The 25865-nt window shown below is 32.8% G+C and carries 26 protein-coding genes; 13 read left to right on the top strand and 13 right to left on the bottom strand.

The genetic code is table 11. The features are described 5' to 3' along the window. Positions 1-32 precede the first annotated feature (32 nt). Positions 33-614, top strand: coding sequence for a GDP-mannose pyrophosphatase NudK (gene nudK, locus KZH69_RS14380; protein WP_219318175.1), 582 nt, complete (start codon positions 33-35; stop codon positions 612-614). A 56-nt stretch (positions 615-670) separates the two neighbouring features. On the opposite strand, the gene KZH69_RS14385 is transcribed toward nudK, so the two are convergent. After that, a complete protein-coding gene (locus tag KZH69_RS14385; protein WP_219318176.1) occupies positions 671-1309 on the bottom strand; it encodes a peroxiredoxin in 639 nt (212 codons plus the stop codon). A 105-nt stretch (positions 1310-1414) separates the two neighbouring features. Then, positions 1415-2326, bottom strand: coding sequence for an AEC family transporter (locus KZH69_RS14390; RefSeq protein ID WP_219318177.1), 912 nt, complete (start codon positions 2324-2326; stop codon positions 1415-1417). 150 nt (positions 2327-2476) lie between these two features. Between KZH69_RS14390 and KZH69_RS14395 the strand changes: the two genes are divergently transcribed. The 3 genes from KZH69_RS14395 to meaB all read left to right on the top strand — a co-directional run bounded on the left by KZH69_RS14395 (position 2477) and on the right by meaB (position 4767). After that, positions 2477-2884, top strand: coding sequence for an RrF2 family transcriptional regulator (locus KZH69_RS14395; protein ID WP_219318178.1), 408 nt, complete (start codon positions 2477-2479; stop codon positions 2882-2884). Positions 2885-2939: 55 nt separating this feature from the next. Then, positions 2940-3581 carry an NAD(P)-dependent oxidoreductase gene (locus tag KZH69_RS14400; protein WP_219318179.1) on the top strand — a complete coding sequence of 214 codons (642 nt, stop codon included), beginning with the start codon at positions 2940-2942 and terminating at the stop codon, positions 3579-3581. 97 nt (positions 3582-3678) lie between these two features. Next, positions 3679-4767: a methylmalonyl Co-A mutase-associated GTPase MeaB gene (gene meaB / locus KZH69_RS14405; RefSeq protein WP_219318180.1), complete on the top strand. Its 1089-nt coding sequence runs from the start codon at positions 3679-3681 to the stop codon at positions 4765-4767. Between the two features lie 114 nt (positions 4768-4881). Here the strand turns inward: meaB and KZH69_RS14410 are convergent, their stop codons facing one another. Then, positions 4882-5823 carry an NAD-dependent epimerase/dehydratase family protein gene (locus KZH69_RS14410; RefSeq protein ID WP_219318181.1) on the bottom strand — a complete coding sequence of 314 codons (942 nt, stop codon included), beginning with the start codon at positions 5821-5823 and terminating at the stop codon, positions 4882-4884. A 338-nt stretch (positions 5824-6161) separates the two neighbouring features. Here KZH69_RS14410 and KZH69_RS14415 point away from each other — a divergent pair, with 338 nt between their 5' ends. From KZH69_RS14415 to KZH69_RS14430, 4 genes are all read left to right on the top strand, one after another. Next, on the top strand, positions 6162-7784 hold the full coding sequence (locus KZH69_RS14415; protein WP_219318182.1) for an ArnT family glycosyltransferase: 1623 nt from the start codon (positions 6162-6164) through the stop codon (positions 7782-7784). A gap of 141 nt (positions 7785-7925) precedes the next feature. Further along, a complete protein-coding gene (locus tag KZH69_RS14420) occupies positions 7926-8639 on the top strand; it encodes a glycosyltransferase (RefSeq protein WP_219318183.1) in 714 nt (237 codons plus the stop codon). Beyond that, the gene (locus KZH69_RS14425) at positions 8639-9271 is read left to right on the top strand and encodes a lipid-A-disaccharide synthase N-terminal domain-containing protein (RefSeq protein WP_219318184.1); all 633 of its coding nucleotides are present in this window, start codon (positions 8639-8641) and stop codon (positions 9269-9271) included. Before KZH69_RS14420 ends, KZH69_RS14425 begins: the two co-directional genes overlap by 1 nt. After that, the gene (locus tag KZH69_RS14430; protein WP_255558093.1) at positions 9252-10886 is read left to right on the top strand and encodes an ArnT family glycosyltransferase; all 1635 of its coding nucleotides are present in this window, start codon (positions 9252-9254) and stop codon (positions 10884-10886) included. Before KZH69_RS14425 ends, KZH69_RS14430 begins: the two co-directional genes overlap by 20 nt. Here KZH69_RS14430 and KZH69_RS14435 read toward each other — a convergent pair whose 3' ends face one another. The 3 genes from KZH69_RS14435 to KZH69_RS14445 form a co-directional block, all read right to left on the bottom strand. Next, positions 10887-11117, bottom strand: coding sequence for a DUF8828 family protein (locus KZH69_RS14435; protein ID WP_077375204.1), 231 nt, complete (start codon positions 11115-11117; stop codon positions 10887-10889). Positions 11118-11199: 82 nt separating this feature from the next. After that, entirely contained in the window at positions 11200-12108 is a 909-nt protein-coding gene (locus KZH69_RS14440; protein WP_219318185.1) for a prohibitin family protein, read from the bottom strand. A 50-nt stretch (positions 12109-12158) separates the two neighbouring features. Beyond that, on the bottom strand, positions 12159-13559 hold the full coding sequence (locus tag KZH69_RS14445) for an MATE family efflux transporter (protein ID WP_219318186.1): 1401 nt from the start codon (positions 13557-13559) through the stop codon (positions 12159-12161). A 227-nt stretch (positions 13560-13786) separates the two neighbouring features. On the opposite strand from KZH69_RS14445, the gene KZH69_RS14450 reads away from it, so the two are divergent. Then, positions 13787-14296: a hypothetical protein gene (locus KZH69_RS14450; RefSeq protein ID WP_219318187.1), complete on the top strand. Its 510-nt coding sequence runs from the start codon at positions 13787-13789 to the stop codon at positions 14294-14296. Positions 14297-14346: 50 nt separating this feature from the next. Here the strand turns inward: KZH69_RS14450 and KZH69_RS14455 are convergent, their stop codons facing one another. After that, complete coding sequence (locus KZH69_RS14455; RefSeq protein WP_219318188.1) at positions 14347-16110, bottom strand: cytochrome-c peroxidase; 1764 nt, start codon at positions 16108-16110, stop codon at positions 14347-14349. A 78-nt stretch (positions 16111-16188) separates the two neighbouring features. After that, the gene (locus KZH69_RS14460; RefSeq protein WP_219318189.1) at positions 16189-17658 is read right to left on the bottom strand and encodes a PhoX family protein; all 1470 of its coding nucleotides are present in this window, start codon (positions 17656-17658) and stop codon (positions 16189-16191) included. 451 nt (positions 17659-18109) lie between these two features. On the opposite strand from KZH69_RS14460, the gene KZH69_RS14465 reads away from it, so the two are divergent. The 3 genes from KZH69_RS14465 to KZH69_RS14475 all read left to right on the top strand — a co-directional run bounded on the left by KZH69_RS14465 (position 18110) and on the right by KZH69_RS14475 (position 20766). Beyond that, a complete protein-coding gene (locus KZH69_RS14465; RefSeq protein ID WP_219318190.1) occupies positions 18110-18946 on the top strand; it encodes a DUF6929 family protein in 837 nt (278 codons plus the stop codon). 11 nt (positions 18947-18957) lie between these two features. After that, positions 18958-19674: a 3-ketoacyl-ACP reductase gene (locus KZH69_RS14470; protein ID WP_219318191.1), complete on the top strand. Its 717-nt coding sequence runs from the start codon at positions 18958-18960 to the stop codon at positions 19672-19674. A gap of 552 nt (positions 19675-20226) precedes the next feature. After that, entirely contained in the window at positions 20227-20766 is a 540-nt protein-coding gene (locus KZH69_RS14475) for a hypothetical protein (RefSeq protein ID WP_219318192.1), read from the top strand. Between the two features lie 120 nt (positions 20767-20886). Here the strand turns inward: KZH69_RS14475 and mtaB are convergent, their stop codons facing one another. Beyond that, positions 20887-22215: a tRNA (N(6)-L-threonylcarbamoyladenosine(37)-C(2))-methylthiotransferase MtaB gene (gene mtaB, locus KZH69_RS14480; protein WP_219318193.1), complete on the bottom strand. Its 1329-nt coding sequence runs from the start codon at positions 22213-22215 to the stop codon at positions 20887-20889. Positions 22216-22735: 520 nt separating this feature from the next. Here mtaB and KZH69_RS14485 point away from each other — a divergent pair. Next, positions 22736-23257 (top strand): hypothetical protein, encoded by a 522-nt coding sequence (locus KZH69_RS14485; RefSeq protein ID WP_219318194.1) that lies wholly within the window; start codon positions 22736-22738, stop codon positions 23255-23257. Positions 23258-23329: 72 nt separating this feature from the next. Here KZH69_RS14485 and KZH69_RS14490 read toward each other — a convergent pair whose 3' ends face one another. The 4 genes from KZH69_RS14490 to KZH69_RS14505 all read right to left on the bottom strand — a co-directional run bounded on the left by KZH69_RS14490 (position 23330) and on the right by KZH69_RS14505 (position 25805). After that, the gene (locus tag KZH69_RS14490) at positions 23330-23857 is read right to left on the bottom strand and encodes a GNAT family N-acetyltransferase (RefSeq protein WP_219318195.1); all 528 of its coding nucleotides are present in this window, start codon (positions 23855-23857) and stop codon (positions 23330-23332) included. Further along, complete coding sequence (locus KZH69_RS14495) at positions 23857-24669, bottom strand: Cof-type HAD-IIB family hydrolase (RefSeq protein ID WP_219318196.1); 813 nt, start codon at positions 24667-24669, stop codon at positions 23857-23859. Before KZH69_RS14495 ends, KZH69_RS14490 begins: the two co-directional genes overlap by 1 nt. Before the next feature lie 85 nt (positions 24670-24754). Further along, entirely contained in the window at positions 24755-24973 is a 219-nt protein-coding gene (locus KZH69_RS14500) for a putative signal transducing protein (RefSeq protein ID WP_219318197.1), read from the bottom strand. 112 nt (positions 24974-25085) lie between these two features. Next, positions 25086-25805, bottom strand: coding sequence for a DEAD/DEAH box helicase (locus tag KZH69_RS14505; protein ID WP_219318198.1), 720 nt, complete (start codon positions 25803-25805; stop codon positions 25086-25088). Positions 25806-25865: the final 60 nt, after the last annotated feature.

Below are 25865 nucleotides of genomic sequence, written 5' to 3' on the forward strand. Positions count from 1 at the left end.
GACGTTTTTTTTAGAACTTAAAATCAAAACTCATGACCAATCCTAAATACAAAATACAAAAAACAGAATTACTCTCAGATAACTGGTATATCCTAAATAGAGTTACGGTAGAGTACCAAAAAAAAGATAATTCTTGGGACACACAAGTACGCGAAGTCTATGACAGGGGTAACGGAGCCGCTATTTTATTATATAACAAATCTAAAGGAACTGTTATTTTAACCCGTCAGTTTCGATTGCCTAGCTATTTAAATGGAAACAAAAGTGGCTTATTAATCGAAGTATGTGCAGGATTATTGGATGAAGACAATCCAGAAGCTTGCATCATTCGTGAAACCGAAGAAGAAACAGGTTACCGATTACATTCTGTGAAAAAAGTTTTCGAAGCTTATATGTCTCCAGGGGCAGTAACCGAAATTCTATATTACTTTGTAGGCGAATACGATTCAAGTATGAAAGTAAGTTCTGGTGGTGGTTTAGAACACGAACATGAAGAAATTGAGGTGCTTGAAATTCCTTTTGACCAAGCCTATGTTATGATAGAATCCGGCGAAATAAAAGATGCCAAAACTATTATGCTGCTTCAGTATGCTAAAATCAATAATTTGGTGTAAAAAAATTAGTTTTCAGTCACAGTTTTCAGAGCAAACTGTGACTGAAAACTAAAAACCTATAAATTAGGCTGAGGTGTCATTCGCAAATAGGGTTTAATACGAGTATATCCTTTTGGAAATTTACCAGCAATATCAATATCTGCAATAGCTGTAGATATAACGACATCTTCCCCATTTTTCCAGTTAGCCGGAGTAGCAACGCAATAATTGGCTGTCAATTGTAGACTATCAATAACCCTCAATAGTTCATCAAAATTTCTTCCTGTCGAAGCAGGATAAGTCAGCGTTAATTTAATCTTTTTGTCAGCTCCAATCACAAAAACCGAACGTACCGTAAATTTATCACTAGCATTGGGATGAATCATATCAAAAAGCATAGCCACTTCTTTATTTTCATCAGCAATAATTGGGAAATTAACGGTTGTGTTTTGAGTTTCGTTAATATCTTTTATCCATTCCTTATGAGATTCTAACCCATCAACACTTAAGGCTATCACTTTTGTATTTCTCTTAACAAATTCAGGATAATAATTCGCTACTGTACCTAATTCAGTAGTACAAACTGGCGTAAAATCAGCTGGATGCGAAAACAATACACCCCAAGAATCGCCCAACCATTCATGAAATTGTATAGTTCCCATTGATGTTTCTGCTTTAAAATCTGGAGCAATATCTCCTAATCGTAATGTTGACATAATTATTATTTTTTTAGTTCCCTTAAAATTAAATAAAAAAAACAACAAATACGATAAATAGCTATGAATCTAATTACTCACAATCAATACGTTACAAAAATATTTTCAAATTAAACGGACAACAAAGTACCAAAACAACAAAGTAAGAAATGAAATAGGAATTCCAAAACCAATCATCATACTACTCAATCTTGGTTTCAGCCCATAAGTAGAAGCTAATATACAACCCGTAATCATAGGTGCCATCGCCGATTCTAATATTGCCACTTGAATATCTTTGGAATGTTGATGCAACACTATCACATATAAAAAATAAATAATGGCAGGAGTCAAAATTAATTTGTAAAACAATCCCAACCCCAAAAAATCCCAATGCATACTTCGCTTTTCAAAACGCAATTGAAATCCCACCGAAAGTAAGGCCAAAGGAGTTACTCCACTCCCAATGGTTTTAAAAAGTAATTGCACCCAATTATAAAAATCGAACTGAAATAAATTCATCAAGCAAGCCATACAAAAAGTAACAAATGGGGGAAAAAAAGCAATCTTTTTAGCAATTTGAAATCCACTCAAATTTCCTTTGGAATAAACTGTAGCTACCAGAATTCCAAGTGTAGAAAGCACTACAAAAGATCCTGGTTGGTCAACAATAATGGCCGTTTGCAAACCTTCTTCGCCATACAAAGCTTCAATTATTGGAAAACCTAGAAAGGAAGTATTACTAAGTCCAGCACAAATAATCAAACAACCCGTCAATTTTCTAGACCAACCCAATCTGTTTCCTAAAAAACTAAAGAAAAAATACGAAACTACAAACCCGATCCATGCTACCGCAATAGGATACAGCAACTGATTATACCATTTAATCTTTGGAATATAATATAATGACAAAGCAGGAAGACAAATATAGATAACAATCCAATTTAAAAACTTGTGAGTGTTTTTAGGAATTTGCTTTATCTTTTGAAAAATAATCCCAATAAATAAGAAAACAAAAATGAGTATAAAGTTGTTCATCGTATAAAATAGAAGACAAAAATAACACTAAAAACACTTAAAGCAAAACCAATACCCATAATAAACCCACAATGAGTAACAATAAATATTCAACCAAAAAAGTAATGATTCAAAAATAATTTATACATTTGCAATATATTTTATTACAGTATGATTTCAGGAAAATTTGCTATTACAATCCATATCCTAACATTGCTTTCTAAATTTCCTGATGACTATTTATCCTCAGACTTTATAGCGGGCAGTATGAACTTGCACCCTGTTTTGGTCAGAAAAGAAATAGCAAATCTTAAAAAAAATCATATTGTAGAAAGCAAAGAGGGGAAAAACGGTGGGACACGACTATTAAAATCGGCATCAAAAATCACTTTGGACGCCATTTTTAAAATGACTTTTGACACCGTAACATTAGGTTTTTCAAAGAACGAGCCCAATCCCGATTGCCCTGTTGGTAAACAAATTAATAAAAATTTAGAAAATTTATATGAAGACATCAATAAGACAATCAGTTTGCAATTGAATGACATTACATTGGAAGATTTTTCCAATAAATTCTAATCTATTTTTTTAAATAAAACTGTAACTTTTTTTATTACTTTTAAATACAACTATTATGAAAATCGCACTCATCGGAGCTACTGGATTTGTAGGTTCCAACATTTTTAAAGAATTATCAAACAGAAATCATGAAATTACAGCAATAGCCCGTAATCCAAAAAATGATTCGAATGCAAATTGGGTTGCAGCAGATATTTTTGACACAGATGCTTTAGCCAAAATTTTAAAAGAAAATGATGTTATCATAAATGCATACAATCCAGGTTGGACTAACCCAAACATTTATGATGATTTCATTAATGGGTCCCAATCGATTCAAGAAGCTGTAAAAAAATCTGGCGTAAAACGATTCATCACTATTGGTGGCGCAGGAAGTTTATTTGTTGCACCAAATATACAAGCTGTTGATACTCCTGATTTCCCAAAAGAATATCATGCTGGAGCAACTGCTGCCAGAGATTATTTAAACATCATTAAAGAGGAAAAAGAGTTGGATTGGGCTTTTTTCAGTCCGGCATTCGAAATGCATCAAGGAATAACAATAGGAAGAACAGGAAAATACAGATTGGGTTTAGAAAATCCTGTTTTTGATGAAAATCAAAGAAGCATCTTATCTGTTGAGGATTTAGCTGTTGTCATCGCCGATGAAGCCGAAAATCCAAAATACCATCAAATTCGTTTTACTGCTGCATATTAATAAGCACAAATTAGTTTAAGATTTAAAAACAGTTTCAATGATTCGTCTTTTGAAACTGTTTTTGTTTTGATTACTTTTACTTTCAAAAATAATTATTTTGTCTACCAAAAAAAATAATCCAAGCGCTTTAAACGAAAAAGCTGGTATTTCGCCACCCGAAATAATCAGTTCCAACGCTATACAACAAATCAAAGAATCCCGAAAAAAACAACCTTCGTCACAAGAATTGATTGACGGCATTTTAGCAGGCAATATAACGGCCTTAAGTCGTGCTATTACATTAATTGAAAGTACAAACAGTAATCATTTAACAAAAGCGAATGAAGTTATCAATGGTTGTTTACCGCACGCCAATCAATCGATTCGAATAGGAATTACAGGTGTACCGGGAGTTGGAAAAAGTACTTTTATTGAAGCCTTTGGCAAATACTTAACTAGTTTAGGTAAAAAAGTAGCCGTACTTGCAGTAGATCCCAGCAGTACCATTTCACACGGTAGTATTCTAGGAGACAAAACCCGCATGGAAGAATTAGTTAAGGATAAAAATGCATTCATCCGACCATCTGCATCTGGAGAAACTTTGGGTGGTGTAGCCCGAAAAACCAGAGAAACCATTACACTTTGTGAAGCTTACGGTTTTGATGTCATTCTAATTGAAACGGTAGGTGTGGGACAAAGTGAAACAGCAGTTCACAGTATGGTCGATTTCTTTTTACTGCTAAAAATTGCAGGTGCTGGCGATGAACTTCAAGGAATAAAACGAGGTATTATGGAAATGGCCGATGCCATTGTGATTAATAAAGCGGATGGTGATTACATAAAAAAAGCGCAATTGACAAAAGTAGAATTCAACAGAGCCTTACATTTATTTCCTCCTAAAAAATCAGGATGGATTCCAACTACCGCAACCTGTAGCGCTTTAACCCAAGAAGGAATTGATGGCGTTTGGCAAACTATTTTAGATTATCTCGAACTGGTACATTCAAATCATTATTTCGTAGAAAAACGTAAAGAACAAAATCAATTTTGGATGATAGAAACCATTGATGAGCAATTGAAAACTCATTTTTACAATCAACCGAACATTATTCAGTTATTAGAATCAACAAAAAAAGCGGTTCAAAATAATGAGATTTCCCCTTTTGCGGCAGCCCAAACTTTACTGGATAGTTATTTTAAAAAATAGTTCCGTTATAAATTACATTTATTAAAAAGCTGATTTAGAACCTTTTTAAAACAAAAAAAACTGCAAAAGCTTCCAATTCACTTTTGCAGTTTTTTTTAATTATAAAATGATATACTATAAAAAATTATCCTGATACCATTGCACTTGCGCTTTCAATCCTTCATACAAACTCGTTTTCGGATTGTATCCCAATAATTTTCTCGCCTTATCAATTACAGCTTTAGTTCTCAATTGGTCACCGGTTCTGGCTTCAACAATTTGCAGCTCAATCTTTTTATTTAAAATTTGCTCTACAATTTCAATTCCTTGTTGGGTTGTATTCTCTTCTTCGGTACCTAAATTGATAATTTCATTGTTGACCAAATCTTCTGCCCCAATAACACTAACCACGCCATCAACAATATCCTGAACATAAGTAAAACTTCTCAAATGATGTTCACTTCCTTTAAACAAAGGAAAAGGAACATTATTGAAAGCATTTGCAATCAATTTGGTATATAACTTCTCAGGTCTTTCACGTGGACCGTAAACGGAATACAATCGCAAAGAACAGGCTTTCAATTGTCCTAGTCTACTGCTTGCCAAAACCAATTGTTCAGCTGCTAACTTAGTAACACCATAAAAAGAGGCTGGCGATGGAGCCACAGTCTCATCAAAAGTAGCGTGAATACCATAAATAGATGAAGTTGCTATATTTACAAAAAGATTTAAGTTTTCATTTTTTAAAGCAAAATCAAGTAATTTTTTTGTTCCAATTACATTGTTATCTAAATAATCTTCGAAACTGGAAGTAGCAGAAATACCCGGTTGCGCAGCAAAATGAAAAATATAATTAAAATCGGTGGGCAACGTTTGAAGTTGCTCAGCATTTCTTAAATCTATTTTTTCGATTACAATTCCTTTTGTATTCAATGCGCTGGCATTCAGCTCTTTTAAAGTGATATCATAATAATCCGAAAAATTATCTAAACCAACAACTTCGTGACCGAGGGATTGCAAACGTTCTGCAGCATGTGAAGCAATATATCCAGCTGCACCAGTAACTAATATCTTCATAGGTTAATCTTTATTGTTTTACATCGGTCATTTGCAATTTACATTACCTAATTCCATTTCTAAAATAACAAATTCACATGCCATTTGACCTTGAAACAAAGATAAACAAATGTAATAGTACACAATGAAAATTATTTGTAAAACAATCCATATTAATTAAAAATTATTTATAACTTAGTCATTATCAAATATTTGAAAATACGACTATTTCATTAAAAAACATTTCTCATAGACGTTAGTAAATCATCAATAAACGGCCATTTAGATTAAAGAAAATATCACCCAAACTAAAAAGTTATATTCGTAATCTAAATGTTACTGAAATAAATTTTAATTCAATGAATACAAAATTTTCAGTTTTAATTACAAAACATCCAGTCACACTTATCCTTCTTGTCATTTTCGCTGTTACCTTATTTCAACTTGGCTCATGGGGTTTGACCGAAACCAGTGAAGCGCGTTATGCACAAATTGCTAAAGAAATGATTGATAGTGGTGACTATATTCATCCCACAAAAATGGGAATCTCTCACTATCATAAACCGCCGTTAACATATTATATAACAACTTTAGGGTATTCCTTATTTGGAATCAATGAATTTGGAGCTCGCTTCTTTTTATCTATAGCTTTATTGGCGCAATTAATCCTAATCTACAAAACGTCTTTGTTACTATTTAATGACAGAAAAGGATCTTTGTTGACCGTTGCATTATACTTTTCAACACCCCTGATTTTGGCATCTGCACGAAATTTAACTACCGATGCCTATCTAAATACATTCGTTTTGATGGCCGTTTATTTTTGGCTCAGGTATTTAGAAGAAAAAAAATATTTTTTTCTATTTTATTTGGCACTCTCATTAGGTTTCTTTACAAAAGGCCCCTTGGTTTTTATTCCTGTATTTGTGTTTCAATTAACGTGGCTTTATTACAACAAAAAAAGAATCAAATTTTCTATTTATGATTTTTGTGGAGTTATTCTATTTTTGATAAGCTGCGGATGGTGGTACTTGGCTGTAATTTTGAAAAACCCATTGGTTTTAAACTATTTCACAAGTAACCAAATTTACCAAAGAATCGTCTCAAATGATGCGTTCAATAGAGGAAAAGCATTTTGGTACTATCTCGCTTTTCTACCTTTATCATTGTTTCCTTGGATTATTTACCTTTTTTTAACTTTAAAAAAAATTGATATTACTTCTATAAAACGAAAAATTTTATTAGTATCATTTGTCTTAATCATCTTAATTTTTTCAGCATTCAAAACTAAACTGATTTTTTATGTCTTACCTTCCCTTAATTTCCTAATAATGTTCGCATCAAATCAACTAACTCAATTAAGTGAAAATTATTGGAAAAAATTCACAATTTACCTAAATGGCTATTTCATTTTGTTGTTTAGTGTCGCTTTTGCAGCTATAGTTATTCGTAAAATAGAATTTGACCTTCCTTATGTTTTAATAATACTGTTCGGATTATTAATCAGCATTTTGGGAATAAAAAATACAAGCTGGTTTTACAAAAATGTATATACATTATTAATAAACTCATTGACATTATTACTGTTTTCGACATTTATAATGAGGTCAAACGAGTTACTTATCAATTCCGTAAAACCAATTGCCTCTTTTGTAAACACATTAAAATCTAAAAATGTTTATATTTATAACTACCTACTCCCATCAATGTCTTTTTACACTAATAAAAACATTATAACCGTCAATAATGGAAATTATACCTGTAAAAGAGAAGTTCAATTCGAAGAAAATTTAAACTATTTGAAAAATTATTACAACCTTGAAGAGAATAAAGAAATCATTCGATTCAATACCGATTTCAAAACTCAAAATACCGTTTTTCTAGTTCGAAAAAAAGAAATTTTACCTACGTATATCAAAACAGAAATAGCTCCTTTTAGAAACAAAAAATATTTTGGAAAATGGATACTTTATTACAATTGAAAATTATTTTTAAAACTAGTCAGAGGTTTCGCTTTTAATTCGAAAAAATCACAACTCCTAACTTTATTGAAATAATTTTTAAGGAGATTTTAAGCTATTTCTTCTCAAAATGAAATACTTTTGCATAAATTTTACCAACATATGAGTTTTGAATTAACAATCATCATACCCGTTTATAACGAAGAGGACAACCTTAATCGTGTGCAACAAGAAATGAAACAGTTCTTAAGCATTGCCAAAAAAAAGACAAAAATCCTATTTGTCAACGACGGTTCCAAAGACAACAGCCAAGCATTAATTGAAAAAATCTGTAAAGACACTGACGAATTCACTTTTATTTCTTTTGAAAAAAACGCTGGTTTAAGTGCAGCCATTAAAGCAGGTTTTGATTATACCAATACGCCTTGGGTAGGTTATATTGATGCGGATTTACAAACTGCTCCCGAAGATTTTAATATATTAATGGAATTTACAGGAGAATATGATCTTGTAACCGGAGTACGCTCCAACAGAAAAGATTCTTTTACCAAAAACATGTCCTCAACCATTGCCAATGGTATCCGAAGAGCTTTTACACATGACGGCATGGACGACACAGGTTGTCCCTTAAAAATAATCCGTACGGATATGGCTAAGAGAATCCCAATGTTTAACGGTTTACATCGATTTTTACCAGCTATGATTTTATTACAAAATGGCAAAATAAAACAAACACCTGTGAGACATTTCCCTAGAGTAGCTGGTGTTTCGAAATTCAATCTTTGGAATCGATTATTGGGTCCCTTGCAAGATTGTTTTGCCTACTTATGGATGAAGAAAAAATACATCAATTATAGTGTAGCAAAACAAGGATAATGAACAACATCATCATTTATTCCATAGGATTTATTGCTCAAATTTTGTTTTCAAGCAGAATGATATTGCAATGGATTATTTCTGAAAAAAACAAAAAGGTATTAACTCCTGTTTTGTTTTGGGAAATCAGTTTATTTGCTTCCTTTTTATTGTTTGTTTATGGCTATTTCAGACATGATTTTTCGATTATGTTGGGCCAAACTATTACCTATTACATTTACATTAGAAACATTCAATTGCAAAACGATTGGAAAAAATTACATATTGTACTACGATGGTTCATTCTTTTATTTCCAGCTTTTATCGTATTGTATGGCTATAATAATAACATCTATGATTTAGACAATTTATTAAGAAACGAAGCAATACCCAAATGGTTACTCTGGACAGGTATTATTGGGCAAGTATTATTTACACTGCGTTTTGTCTACCAATGGCTCTATTCTGAAAAAAAGAAAGATTCAATATTACCGTTAGGATTTTGGGTTATCAGTTTGAGCGGATCTCTTATTATATTTATATACGCCATAATTAGAAAAGACCCTGTTTTATTGGCTGGGCATGCTTTGGGCTTAGTCATTTATACCAGAAATATTATAATCATAAAAAAGGATGTCAAAATTAATTCATAATTATACTTTCTGGCTTTTTACAGTAGCCTGCCTTATGCTTTTTTCTCATCTAGATGTTATTGAAGTTAACATCATGGAAGCTCGTAATTTCATCACTGCAAGAGAAATGGCAATCAATAACCATTGGATACTGACCACTATCAATGATTTGCCTCGTTATGAAAAACCACCAATGCCTACATGGTTAACTGCAATTTCTGGCATTATATTTGGTTTTGACAGTCTTTACGGAATGCGTTTACCAGTTGTACTAATTACATTATTGCTTGTATTTGGTACTTTTAAACTTTCTGAAAAATTAGGTTTATCAAAGAAGCAAAGCTTCCATAACGGACTCATTTTAATCACTTCTTTTTATATTTATTTTGCAGGAAGAGACAACCAATGGGATATGTATACTCATAGTTTTATGATGATTTGCATCTTGTTTTTATGGGAGGTATTGAATGAAACAAAAAAACCGCTTTTCAATGTTCTTATGGCGGGATTGTTTTTTGGGTTCTCTTTTTTAAGCAAAGGACCAATTTCAGTTTATGCTTTACTATTACCTTTTTTAATTGCTTACGGATTTACCTATAAATTCCAATTGAAGAACAAAAAATTGTACCTTATACTAATTCTAGTACTAGGTATTGTTATTGGTTTATCATGGCCATTATATGTAAAATGGGCAGACCCTGCAACTTATTTAAAAGTTACCAAAATAGAAAGCAGCCGATGGGGAAATTACAACACCAGACCTTTTTATTACTATTGGAGCTTTTTTACCCAAAGTGGAATTTGGACTGTACCCGCATTTATTGCCTTAATCTATCCCTATTTAAAAAACAAAGTCAGCAATTTAAAAGCCTATCAATTTACGCTTATTTGGACATTAGCAGCCGTAGTTTTACTTTCAATAGTACCCGAAAAAAAATCAAGATATTTATTACCTGTTTTAATTCCGATGGCTTTGAACACTGGATTTTATATTGAATATTTAATTAACAATTTCAAAAACATCAGTTTAAAAAAGGAAAAAGGAATTGTTTATTTTGCTTTTGGGCTTATCGGAATCATTTGTATTGCCATTCCTATTGGAATTTTCATTAGAGTGAAAAATGACATTGCAGGATTTGAATTTTGGTTAATTGCATTAACGGTATCTCTGTTAACAATCGGTTATATACTATTTACAAACCTTAGAAGCAAAAACTTTATAAAAGTATTCTATGCGGTAATTGCGGTTCAAGTTGTGGTTGTGGTTTTCGGAATCCCCTTTACCAAGCTTATTTTGAAAAATCCTGATTATGCCAGTGCAAAAGCCATCAGAGAAAAAGAAAAGAGTTTTGGTGTTCGAACTTATGAATTAAACGCATTTACCCCCGAAATTATTTGGGATTACGGTTTTAGCATTCTTATCTTATTAAATGAAGAAACCAACAAACTAAACTTACCCGCAGAGAGCAAATTTGGTTTATTGGCTTTGGAAACAGATACAATTACTTCTAAAAAAGAATTCCAGAATTATAATGTAAAAAAGGTTTCGAATATTGATTTGAATCATGTTCCAACTGATTCAAAAAAACACAATGATCGATTGACCCGAACATTCTATATCGTTACGAAGAAATAATCACTCTTTCTCGTAACGTTCCATTTCTCTATCATAAAATTCATTGGCAAGAACAATCAGTCCTTCCATTTCGGCGTTCAATTCGGCTTCATCAAGGTCTTCAGCTTCTTCCATAAATTCTACCTCATCGTCTTTCAGGTTGATGATAAATCTAGGGTAATCCATGTGAATAATGAAGATATCATCTGGAAAATCGGTATTGTCGCCTAGTAAAAATTTTGGTAATTCCATGTTTGTATATTTAATCGTTAATTTGGTAATGTGTTTAATCGATTAAACGAACAAACGATTAACCGATTAAACTTTTTAAGCTCTATTTGTCCGACAAAATTACCGGTGCACTTCCTTTTCCATTCATAAAAATAATTTTGGAATTTGGAGAAGCTGCCAATTCTTTTTGTGCTTTAATTTGTTCGTATTGCAGTTGTTTATCTGTTAATCCCAAAGAAATAATCCTTTGATAATCGGCAATACCTTGTGCTTCCACTCTTTTACGTTCGGCTTCTTGTTTTTCTTTTTGAAGTACGAATGTCATTTTTTGAGCATCTTGTTCGGCATTGATTTTACTTTCTATCGAAGCTTTTACAGATGTTGGAAGATTGATATTACGAATTAATAATTGTTCCAGAACCAAACCTCTTAATTTAAAATCGGCTTCAATACTCTTAAAAATTCGTTGCTGAAATTCATTCCTTTTTGTGGAATATAAAGCCACTGCATCATAATAAACTGCGTTGTCACGAATACGGGTACGCGTTACAGGGCGAACAATTTTATCCATATAATCCACTCCAATTTTCTTAAAAATGATTGGAGCCTCTGTAGGAACCACGCGATACAAAACAGTTAAATCAATAACCACTTCAAGTCCATCATTAGACAAAACACGAATGGCATCATCGCCTTCCTGTGCTCCTTCTCCATGAACCGCAGACATGGTGTAATTTTGAGTTTGAACATCAAATTCGGTTACATCAAGTAGTGGATTTATAAGATGTAATCCACTTTCCAACACATCCGAATCGACACTTCCATAAAGGGATTTTACCCCCACTTTTCCAGCGTCAATTTGCTTAAACATAGAAGAAAAAACCCCTAAAGCAATCAGAATAAATCCAAGCACTCTCAATAAACCGGCAAATTTTGAAAACGGATTAGTATTATGACTCAATGTAAAGCCAACAATCAGTAAAATTATTCCAAGAATAATAAATAGTATCATTTTATAGTTTTTAATTGGTACAGTGATTATACGTTAAAACCAATTATAAGTTACATTCTTACAAACACTTCTTTTACTGAATTTTCCAGAACCAACTTTTTAGTCAATCGTACAAATCGAATATACAAAAACAGAGCTGCAGCTGTCAATCCAGCCAAAAGACCTATCCAAACGCCAACGGCTTTTAAGTCGGTATATTTTCCTAAATAAAAGGAAATTGGAAAACCTATCACCCAATATGCCACAAAGGTGATATACATTGGAATTTTCACGTCCTGCAAACCTCTCAAGGCTCCTAAAACAACCACTTGAATACCATCTGAAATTTGAAAAATAGCCGCAATCAGCAGTAATTTTGATGTAATAAAAATAATCTCCTTATTATCCAAAACTTGCGCAGGGTCGCTCATATTCAAAAACAAATGTGGTAAGAAGTTATGAAAGACAACAAAAATAAATGCAAAAAAAGCTTCAATCATCACAGCCAATAAAAAAATAGATCGTGCTACAATGATTAAGTTTTTATAGTCTGCTAGCCCTTTAGAATGGCTCACTCGAATCATAGCCGTAACACTCAAACCCATAGCCACCATAAATGTTGACGAAGCTAATATCAATGCAATTTGATTTGCCGCCTGACTGTTTTTACCCAATGTCCCCGAAAGCCAAATAGCAGCCGTAAACAAAGTCACTTCGAACAACATTTGCATAGCCGAAGGAAAACCAAGCCCTATAATTTTTTTAACAATTGATTTTTTTATTTCTTTAAAAGTGAAATTTTTAAAATACTGTTTCATAATGACATTGTGCTTCATCAGATAATGCATAAAAACCACCATCATAATTCTAGAAATCACAGTTCCTAAAGCAGCACCTATAACGCCTAATTTTGGAAAAATCCAAAAACCATAAATCAATACGTAATTAAAAAAAACGTGTACCACATTCGCCAAAATAATCGAGTACATAGAATATTTGGTCAAAGACAAACCATCAGCAAATTGCTTGTACCCTTGATACATTACCACAGGAATTAGAGAGAAAGCAACCCAATCAATATAAGGTGCTGCTAGTACAACAACTGCTTGAGGCTGATCCATAAAATACATTAATTGCTTTGACAGTACTGTTAACATAAACAAAGACACTCCCAGAATGGTGCACAACAACAAACCATGATGAAACGTAGTTCTGATCTTTTTATCATTTTTCTCGGCATCTGCTTCGGCAGTTAAAGGTGTAATCGCTGTAGAAAAACCAATCCCAAGCGCCAAAGCCAAAAAGATAAAACTATTCCCCAATGAAACAGCCGCCAACTCGGTTGAACCCAAATTCCCAACCATATAGTTATCTACAATTCCTATCAAAGTATGCCCCAGCATTCCTAAAATTACTGGATAAGCCAATTTAATATTATACGAGAATTCTTTGGTGTATTGCGAAAATTTCATTTTAATTTATTAAGTCTGCAAAGATAAATAGAAGCTTTCAATTGCATCAATACTATTAAAAATATAACAGCCATTTATTAGATATTTTTTACGTAAATGAAGTAATTCTATAATAGTGCATCATAATTCTATAACAATTCCAGCCGGTATCGACACTACATTTGCCCTGTCGTTCTGAAACAAATAAACAGGACAATAAAATAAATAATTAAACCTAAATTTCAATTATGAAAACTACAGTAAAGATCAAAGTGTTATTAGTATTCGCAATCACACTATTATTTGCAAACAATTCACAAGCTCAAGAAACAAAAAGTTTTGATCAAGGATTCCGTTTAGGAATTGGTCTAAACGGAGGAATGCCAACAAACAATGACACTTATGATTGGTCATTAGGTGGTGATATTCGCCTTCAATATGATTTAACTCCAAAAGCATCTCTAACACTTACAACAGGTTTTACCAATCTATTCATTGATAAAGATGTAAAAGATTTAGGTTTTATCCCTGCAAAAATTGGATTCAAAGCTTTCATTTGGGAAGACCAATTTTATGTTTTAGGTGAAGTAGGTGGTGGTTTTGCAGTAACCAACGGTTATGATCAAAACACTTATATCTGGTCACCTGGAATTGGATATGCTCATGAAAATATTGATGTAAGTTTACGTTATGAAGGCTACACTGATTATGATACCAATCAAATTGCGTTACGCATCGCATATGGTTTTAAACTTTAAAAAAAGCTCTCCAAAAAAAGCCCTGAAATTTCAGGGCTTTTTTTTGTCTTTTAGTATTGCTTTTTATCTGTTAAGGTCTTCATAAAAGCAATTAGCTGTTTCTTTTCCAATGGTGTTAAATTCAATTTATCTGTTGGCAGCGTCTGATTTGGTAAATTAAAACCCAACCCTTCACCACCACCACCATCATAGAAATCGACTACTTCTTCCAAAGTTTTAAAAACGCCATTGTGCATATAAGGAGCGGTTAAAGCAATATTTCGAATTGTTGGTGTTTTAAAAGAATAGCGATTCACCTCAGCTTTTGTTAAATCAAATTTACCCAAGTCTTCATCTATCCTTTTGTTTTTTCCAGGAACCCCCAAAACTTCACTCTCAGACCTGTCAAAATTAGGGGGAACAGTTCCATTTGTCAAAGGGATAAAATGACAGGTTGCACATTTGGCTTTACCTGCAAAAAGATTAAAACCAGCTATTTCATCCAAATTCAGTTTTTCTTCCCCCCTCATATAACCATCAAATCTAGCATCATAATTACTTAAAGACCGAATGTATGATGCCAATGCATTTTTGATGGTAAAAGCAGTAATTTCTTTGTTTGGAAATGCCTTCTTAAAATTGGCAGCATATTTTCTACTCTTTTTTAAATTCCACGCTGATTTCTCCAAGGATCCGTGCATTTCATTCTCATTTGTAATTACGGCAATTGCCTGATCTTCGAGATAATTTACTCTCGAATCATAAAAAAAACTACGCTGAAAAGCAATATTGGAGAGTGTCGGCGTATTTCTTTTTACCATCATTGTCCCATCCAGCGAAACCGCTTTCTCCAAACCATCGGTAAACCCTTTATCAGCATGATGGCAAGAAGCACAAGAACGGGAATTATCGCCCGACAATATGGGGTCACTAAACAGCATTTTGCCCAATTCAATTTTTTCTTTTGTCGTTTTATAATCCGGAAATCCCGAAAAGGCTTCAGCATCAAAAGCATTTTTATCAAATAAAGTTTGAGCAGTCACTTTTAAACCACGGCTCTCCTTAAAAAAAGGAATTTTCAAATCTGACTGCATTTTATAAATCGCTTTACTCAAAGGGCTCAAATACTTTTTGATAAAATAAGCTCGGTCAAATTCATCAAACTTCAAGTTTTTATTCAAATACTCCTTTCCTTCTTTTAGTATTTTCAGAGCCATAGAGTTATCTTGATTTTCCTCATAAACTGTGAGCTGTTTTTCGATAGTTTCCAATGAAGTTATTGCTTCGGGCAAAGAATTTTGTGCAATTGGAGAATCAAAGCCCGTGATTCCTAAAGTAATGATTCTGAAAACTTCTAATCGCAGAGCATCAAATACAGAAGAATCCGTCAACTCATTGTTTTTTGAAATCATTTCCAAACGATACAAATTGGCATTGAGAATCCCAATCTCCTTTAATAAATCTTTTTTGGTACCCTTATCATACACCGGAAAAAAATATTCCTCAATAACCTGAAGACCTGCGGGAGGAACCGTAATTCCTTCATCGACCTCAAATTCATCAAGAGCGGGACCATTTATAGCTTTGGAAACCGTTGGAAAGTAGTATTCGCTGATGGACTCAACACTTTTATAACTTTGGTGTGCTTTTAAAAATTGAATCTGCAATTGTTTTTGCGTTGCATCAATTTGAACCAAATGTTGTAATTGAACAACTTCTTTTTGTAAAACAACTAAATCAGACTCATACAAATCATTAATTTGTTCAGCTTTGGATTTAGAATCGGAACAAGAAAACAATAGAAAAAGAGCAAAAAGAAAAACAATATTTTTCATAAAAATGATTTAAATATAAAAAACAGAAGCCACGATTTCAAAAAATGATATCGTGGACTTCTGAAAAAAAAAATAAAATTATCTAGCTAATCCTTTGATTAAAACAATTTGACTCGCTTGGTCTTCATTAGGACGACCTTCTCCTCCATCTTTGCCTTTATATTTTTCACCTGACCAAGAATGAGGTTGTACACTTAATAAAAAAGTATCCTCAATTCCTAATTGCTCCGAAACATCGATCAATGCTCCATATTCCCAACATCCTTTAGCACTTGGATCTGGTACGCGAGAAGACACCACATTATACTTAGCTGCATCAACCGCAGTACGACGATGATCTAATTCTACAACCACTTTCAATTGTTTTGTGGCAATATTATACTGGTAAATATAAGCATCGTGTGTTTCGTCACCATAACCATTGGCATCTTCTTCAACATACACATAGTTTTTAGTCACACAAATATTATCTGGATTTTGAAATTTGCCTGCAATTCCTGTACGATCATCACCGTCAAGCAACACCTGCAAAGTTCCTGATAATGGATTAGTAGCATCCAAATTCAATTTATAAACTCTTCCATATTTTGTTCTGGAAGCATCAGTATTTATTCCTGATGTATTTTGACCAGTAGCATTAAAATAAATTTCACGATCTGCAGTATCACCACCTTTTCTATAATCTAGATCTTCAACTCTACCAAACTTAATGGCCGACAATGTATTTACAGCAGCATTGATTTGAGCTCCTGTCAAAGTGGTATGATTTTCAATTTTCACAAAAGAAACTGGATAATCTTTCCCAGTAATCATATCCATTTCTCTTTGATTCCCATCAGTTCTTTTCATCATGTACAAAGAACCGTTTGCAAGATCCCCTACTGTATTAGACACATACATAAAAACCTGACCTCCATAAGTTCCAGAATCATCATCTCCAATAACGACAACAGTTTTTCCTGCGAAAGCCGATTTCCTTAAGGGCAATGCATTTTCGGCACTTAAACGTCCAAAACCGGGTAACTCTTTAGATACGCCCGCCGATCCAACATCTCCATAAGGATTCAAAGCATGAGTTCTAGACTCTTCACCAGATTCTCCGCATGTTAAGTAGGTTGGTCCAAAGCCATGCTCTGCAGGTGTAGCCATAGTAGCACCACATAATCTCCAAGTTCCTCCTTTTGAATTCAATAAATATTCTCCTTTTACCGGTTTGAATGTTTTGTCCAATGTAATTCTTGAAACCGAAAAATTATCTTCTTGATTTACCAAAAATGTAAAAGTTCCATCTTCATTTTTCAACAATCCTGAACCATCTGCTGAACCTCCAAAAACATAACTTGGACTTCCTGCCAAAACATCGTCAGAACTAATAAGAGAAAATAATTCTAACTTCTCAAAACCAGCTTGCTTTTTCAATAAAACAGGTGTTACAGATTGATTGGCTAGTACAACAGTACTGCTAATAGGATTCTCATCTGCATTTTTGTCATCGTTACATGATACTAATGATGCAACTGCAAGCATCGATAGAATAATTTTTTTCATTTGGTTGTTTTTAAAATTCAACACAAAGGAACTTCCAAATTTTAAACTAAAAATCAATTTAATATTAATAAAACTTAAATAAAAACCTACTAAACAATAAAAATATTACCATAATATCACATAAACATAAAGCTAATAACAATAATACAACTTTTTAAGACGCTTCTATTTAACCCAAAATTCCATCAAAAGCAAACTACAATTTTCCGCTACCAACAAAATAGATTACTTTTGAAGGAGCTTAATCCAGCTGTTTGTTGCAAATGGAATTCACTGAACTCCTATGAAAATAAAAGTTAGTGAAGTAATCTTTTTCAAGAACTGCTGTTTTTCTAAGTCCTAGAAGGAGCTTCCGAAGGTCGCTCGTCTCGTACAAGAAAAACAGCTGTTCTTTTCAAAAGGATTTCCAATTCCATCTGGGCTAGGGCATTTATTTTCAAAATAACTTTTCATGGAAAAATTTACACTCGAAATCCTATTTCACATCATCGGAATCGGTTCTGCTTCTGGACTCATTTACAAAGACAACACGCTTTTTATCATTGGTGACAACAGCGGTTTTTTATACGAATACAACACATCGACCCAAAACTTGGAAAAACATCAAATTCTGGAAAATGCCACCGAAAACATAGCAAAAAGTGAAAAACCCGATTTTGAAGCTATAACCCATTTTGGAGACAATCTCTATGTTTTTGGTTCAGGATCTACCGAAAAAAGAAATAAAATGGTTCAAATTAACACACTTGAAAAAGAAATTTCAACCAATGATCTCACCGACTTGTATGGTGTGATGCAAAGTTTTGGCGAAATAAAACCCGAAGATTTTAATATTGAAGGCGCCATCTACACTGGAGAAGAATGGTATTTATTGAATCGTGGCAACGGAAAATCAGTCAAAAATGTACTCTTTACCATTCAAGGCAAAAACTTGGTAAACGAGTTCAATATGCTTTCAAACAATTATAAACTACCCAAAATAAAAGGGGTACGAAGCAGTTTTACAGATGCCATTGCACTCGACACCAAAATTTACTTTTTGGCTACAGCCGAAAACACCGATTCTACATATCATGATGGCGAAATTCTGGGAAGTTTTATCGGTTGTATCGATACTAAAACCATGAAAATCAATTTTACCAAAAAAATCAGTGATACCCATAAATTTGAAGGATTAACCGTTTATCAAAATACCGCCGATACAATTGAGTTTTTACTTTGTGAGGATAACGACACTGAAATATTAGAAGCAAATATTTATAAACTGACATTAAATAAAAAACATTAAAACATACTAGAATGAACGACTTAAAAAACAAAACCGCACTTATTACAGGAGCTGGTAAAGGAATTGGTAAATCTGTAGCCATTGCTTTGGCTAAAGAAGGTGTAAATGTAATTTTATTGGCACGAACGCAATCAGACATTGACGAAGTAGCCAAACAAGCAAGCACGTTCGGCGTAAAATCATTAGCCATAACCGCAGATGTTGCCAATATCAACTCCGTAAATTCAGCTGTAGAAAAAGCCTTAGCTGAATTTAAAACCATTGACATTTTAATCAATAACGCCGGAATTGCAGCTTTTGGTAATTTTTTAGAATTAGAGCCAACCGCTTGGGAACGCATCATCCAAGTGAACTTAATGGGAACCTATTATGTAACCCGCGCTATTTTACCGAATATGATTGAAAGACAAACGGGTGATATCATCAATATTTCTTCAACAGCGGGATTAAACGGAAATGCACTTACTAGTGCTTATAGCGCTTCTAAGTTTGCCGTTTTAGGATTGACCGATTCTTTAATGCAGGAAGTTCGCAAACACAACATACGTGTGACCGCATTAACTCCAAGTACTGTTGCTACTGATATGGCGAAAGAATTAAAACTTACGGATGGCAACCCTGACAAAGTAATGCAATCTGAAGATATGGCCGAATTAATCATTGCCCAGCTAAAATTAAACCGACGCGTATTTATTAAAAACAGCAGTATCTGGTCAACAAATCCTTAGCCAATACCAACGTAAACTAAAAACTGCTTCTTTTAAATTTGCCAAAATGCAGTAGTTTACAAATTAAATGGTATAGAATTTTGAGTTAATAGCTTTGGGGGAAATATTCTGCAATAAATAAATGTATAGATATCAAATATTTACAAATCTAAAAAAACAATAAAAAACAGATTACTTCTAAAAATATAGACAAGTATTTAATTTATTTTGATAATGATGAGCTCGATATTGTATCGGGCTCATTTTTTTTAAATATAATTACTGCATTATTGTATAATTTGATGTTTTATACAATCTATTGCATTACTCCTAAAACTTGCATTTTTTTTTGACTTAATTAGAATGTTTCTATAAATTGATTGAGAAATGGTTTTCGTATTAACTAGAGGACAATAGCAAATCTGTCTTAAAAGTTAAAATAAAGTTAATTTCAAGTACTATGTGATGCATAATACCTTTTTTAAGATATATATTTGCATAGGATATTATTATATGATTTTAATATCAACAAAACAACAATCAAAAAAAACAACAATCAAAAATCAAAGTATCATGAAAAATTCAATTTTAATCTTAGGAATCGCATTAGTATCTTTATCTAATGTTTGTAAAGCTTCAAACACAATAAACAGTCAAGTTGCTAATTATCAGGCACTAGTTTCTTTGAGCGAAAATGACACAATAACATCAAATGAAAAACCAACAATAGTAAAACCCAAAGTAATTATAGATTCTGAAATTTTTAATCCAGAAACTGTAATTGGATTCAATGCTAAAACAGTTAACGAAATTATTACTGAAAATGATAAGCTTACAGAAAACACAACTTCAGATGAAATAGAATTTATAGTTTTCGAAGATTCTATGAAAGATATTATATCCCAATCTGACTTAATAATTGAGAATACAGTTTCAAATGAAGCTTATCCCCTTTCTATTGAAAGCACTATTGAATCTGAAATAGCGCAACTTGAAATGGTGATTGAAAGTTCAGTTACTGATGAAGTAAGTTCTTTGAACTTTAAAGAAATTAATAAAAATAATTTATTGCAAACCAATTTGAATACAAAAACTTTTGTTGGAATGAATTAATACAGTAAAACAACAAGTAGCTAAATTAGGGCAGGTATAAAGTTTACCAACTAAAAAAGCACCATTATAAAAGTATAATGATGCTTTTTTTATGTTTAAAAATCATTTTTATTTTAAATTTTAAACCTCAACATTCAAAAATTCCATTCGAACGCTTCCGTCTTCATCAATTTTTGTCAAATTAATATCATGCAAAGTATTTACTAATTCTGGATTCCAAGGTGTTTTTACTTTTACGTAATTCTCAGTAAATCCATGAATGTATCCTTCTTTATTTTCACTTTCAAAAAGTACGGTTCTATTGGTTCCCAACTGACTTTCATAAAATGCTCTACGCTTTTTAACAGATAAACCTCGTAGCATTTTACTTCGTTTGGCTCTAACATTGCCTGGGACAACGCCTTCCATGATTACAGCTTCGGTATTATCTCTTTCTGAATACGTAAAAACGTGTAAATACGAAATATCCATTTCATTCAGGAAATGATAGGTTTCCAAGAAATGCTCATCAGTTTCTCCCGGAAATCCAACAATCACATCCACACCAATACAAGCATGTGGCATCACTTCACGAATTTTATTCACTCTTTCGGTATAGACTTCACGTAAATAGCGGCGTTTCATCAATTTCAGGATATCATTACTACCCGATTGCAACGGAATATGAAAATGCGGTACAAAAGTTCTGCTTTTAGATACAAATTCTATAGTTTCATTCTTCAATAAATTAGGCTCAATCGAAGAAATACGTAATCTTTCAATTCCTACAACTTCGTCCAATGCCTTAACCAATTCCAGAAAAGTATGTTCGTGTTTTTTATTCCCGAATTCCCCTTTTCCATAGTCCCCAATATTCACACCCGTCAGGACAATTTCTTTGATATTTTGTTTCGAAATTTCGTAGGCGTTCTTCAATACATTTTCCAATTCATCGCTTCTCGAAATTCCACGCGCCAAAGGAATTGTGCAATAGGTACACTTATAATCACAACCATCTTGAACTTTCAAAAAAGCACGTGTTCTGTCCCCGATCGAATAACTGCCCACATAAAAATCAGCTTCGGCTATTTCACACGAATGCACTTCACCAAAATCATTCTTTGACAAATCATTGATATAATCTGCTAGTTTGAATTTCTCAGTAGCTCCAAGAACCAAATCCACTCCATCAACATTGGCCAATTCTTCTGGTTTCAACTGTGCATAACAACCTACCGCAGCAACAAAAGCCTTATCGTTCAATTTCATCGCCTTGCGTACCACTTGCTTGAATTGCTTATCGGCATTCTCAGTAACTGAACAGGTGTTAATCACGTACATATCGGCTACTTCCTCAAAATCCACACGGTCAAATCCCTCATCCTGCAAATTACGGGCAATGGTTGATGTCTCCGAAAAATTTAGTTTGCAACCAAGCGTGTAAAAAGCAACTTTTTTTCTATTTTCCATAATTTGTCTTAAACTAATGAAATCGTTGTCAAAAAATTTAAGTCTGCAAATTTACAAACAAAAATTTACACTATAAAGCCGATGATTATTTATATTTATCCCATTTTCAGTTGCTGAGTTTAATTCGGCTAATTTATTGTTTAAAACCCCAAAACTATATACTTTAAAAAAACTTTATTTTTTCTTTCAAGGTTTTGTTCTTATTTATTTAAGTATTAATTTCACAATTCCAAAAACAATATAACGATATTGAATTTATCTCATACCAATAAAGTCACTAAATACCGTTACCAAAATAAATCCAAATTATTTCAAAAAAAATAATTCAGGAATAAAGTAATATTATATGATTTTATCAGTTTAAAGAACAGAGAAAATAAATAGCATTGCATTTCTTCTTTGCATTGTTTTAATTTTTTCTATAAAACTTTGAAAATGAAACTTTTTTAAATAACAATAAATGGGATTGCCGAAAACCATAAAGAGTAGGTACTATTAAATAAATATTAACAACAAAAAAATGAAATCATTCTACCTCACAATCTCCCTACTATTTATTACACTTTGCGCGCAAGCTCAAAATGCACCGACCATAGCAACTAAAAACCCATTTCCAACAATAAGCACTTTAACTAATTGGGCTAGCTACAATTCACAAGAAAAATTCAATCTTGACATCAGAAGCCTTGGCTTTAAATTCGAAGAAAAATCAGTTGAGACTGCTTCGACTTCTTATACTTATATTAGAAAAGTTTCGGTAGACAATATCAACTATACTGACAGAATCGTATACAGAATTGCCAATGACAACTCAGCGAGTATCATTTCATTAGTAACTGCTTCCACAGATTTAGTTTCTTTTTACACACCACAATTGGCTGGCTATAAAACAGGAAAATGTGACAATGAAATGTCAAAAGACAAAAAAACAACTTGTACGTGTTATGACAATGGTAAATTCAACATCGATGTTTGCGATGAAAGAGTAAAATTGACAATGGGTGACGGAAATAATTATTTTATTTCGGTTGCCAAAAAATAACAGTATAAATTTCATAAAAAAATCCGTCTCATTGCTGAATGAGACGGATTTTTATTTTTGAGAAATACGAAATTACAAACTTGGACTTCGCATTTCATACCAGACTTCTTCTTCACCTTCGTATTCAAAAGAATTCACATAATGCATTCCTAATTTTTTCAAAATTTTTCTAGAACCTTTATTTCCTGCATCTGCGTATGCATATAGAACATCTACTTTCATTTCTTTAAAAGCATAATCCACAAAAGCCAATCCTGCTTCGGTAGCGTAACCTTTCCCCCAATGCTTCTGAATAAAGCGATAGCCAATCTCATAAAAATTATGATGATTGTTTATCTCGTCCTTAATTAATTTTATTCCAGACCAACCGATAAATTCATTAGTTTCCTTAAGGATTACGGCCCATCTGCCAATTCCATTTTCGGTATATTGCTTTCTAACATTCTCAATATAGCCTCGGCTTTCCTCAATATCTTTCACAGGTTTATTTCCCAGAAAACGATGCACTTCGGGATTTGAATCCAATTCGAACATCTTTTCATCATCTGAAGGAATCATTTTCCTCAAAATCAATCTTTCGGTTTCAATAAAGGATTTCATTAATTTAGAATAAAACGATTAATTACTTCGGCAACTCCATGATCATTATTAGAAGCAACAATTAGATCTGCCTTTTCTCTTAATTCAGGAGTCACATTATCTACCCAAACGCCTAGACCTGCATATTCTATCATTGTCAGATCATTTCCAGCATTTCCTACAGCGATAATTTCACTTTGATGAATGTTTAATTTCTCGGCCAATTTTTTCAAACTATATGCTTTATCAATTCCGTATTGTGCCACTTCTAGGAAAAAAGGTTTTGACATCGACACACTCAAATGAGGCATGGTCAATTTCAAATCATCTTCAACCGTTTTGAGATAGGAAGGTTCTTCCAATAAAATACATTTTACGGCATTAGACTGTACAGCATCTTTAAAACTCGCTACTTTATTATGAGTCAAACCGGTGATATGTTTTTCTACATCAATGTATTCCGAATCAGTTTCACTTACAATCTCATCATTTAAATAGGTAATGATATGCGTCTTGTTCTTTAAACTGTAATCATACAATTCATGAATTTGTTCCTTGGTCAACATTTGTTCAAAAAGAATTGCATCTTCTTTCAAATCAGTAATTACAGCACCATTATAGGAAAGCATAAATGAATTATAAAAATCCATCTTCAATTCTTTGGCATAGGCTGTCATCGCCGATGTTGGTCTGCCTGAAGCCAAAACAACATAAACACCCATCTCTTGGGCTTTAAAAATCATTTCCTTGTTCTCTTCTGATATTGTATGATCGTCTGTCAACAGCGTGTCATCCATATCTAAAACAATCATTTTGTATTGTACTTGTTTCATTATAAAATTATTATACTATAAAAAAAACCTTGATACTGGAATAAGTCTCAAGGTTTTTCAAAAAATTAAAATCAATTTGATTCAACTAGATGCTCAACCTGAATTCTTCAATAACCGGATTTGCTTTTGCAAAATCAGTTTCTTGGATAAATACTTCAACAGCAGAATCTAAGTTTGGAAAACCTGACATTCTAGCCGATTGAATATTATTTTTAATCTCAGTTTCTACTCCTGCAGCTTCAATTTTTTGTTGCAAAGCTAATGCCAAAATTTCACTTCCCGAAAATACTTTCATTAATCCCATGATTCTTTTATTTTTTTTAATTATTAATATGTCAAAACCATTAAACTAAAAAGCACTTAAATTTTGTCTGTCTTCTGAATACTGCTTCCTACCTACTGATTCATCTGAAACTCTATTCTTCTTCATCTTCTTCAATTTCCTCATCTTCTTCTTCAAAATCATCAACATCTTGACTAGCTGATTCTTCATCGTCTAAATCCTCTTCGTCTTCGTCATATTCTTCATCAAAGTCAAAAATATAAGGTTCTAACAACATTTTCTCTGCCAAGATTTCAATTCGTTCGGTCAATTGATCTGTAAAAATAATACGTTGCGTTTTAGCAATACTATTTGAGATTCGCATGATTTTTGTTTCGTGGCGTAATTTCAAAATTGGGTCTGCGTCATCAAGAATAAACATTCTCAATCGGTTTACATTATATCCCGCAGTGGTGAACATATCACTCAATTTATTTGGCGTCCCAATAAGAACATCAATACCTGTTGAAATATAATTTTTATCATATTCCATATCGCCTTTGTCGTGAACGCCATATACTCTCAAGTTGGTGAATTTTCCAAACTTCTCGAAAAGCTCTTCCATTTCCAGAACCTTGGCTTTATCTTCCACAATAATCAAAGCACGCGGTGATTCTTCACCCTCACAAACCAATTGCTGAATTACATTGATCACAATAGTAGTAGATTTCCCAGAACCGCTTGGGGAAATAATAATCGCATCTGAACCACTTTTTATAGTCGAAAAAGTTTCTTTTTGCATTGCATTAGCCTCTGTCAATCCGCAGTCAATTAGAGCTTCTTGCAATACTTGATTTAATTTCTTTAGTTTCATTTTAAATTTTAGTTTTCTGATTTCAGCCAAAATCGTGTCGCTTTTACTGCCAATCAATTC

The organism is Flavobacterium taihuense (genome assembly GCF_019351435.1).
Classification (GTDB): Bacteria; Bacteroidota; Bacteroidia; order Flavobacteriales; family Flavobacteriaceae; genus Flavobacterium; species Flavobacterium taihuense.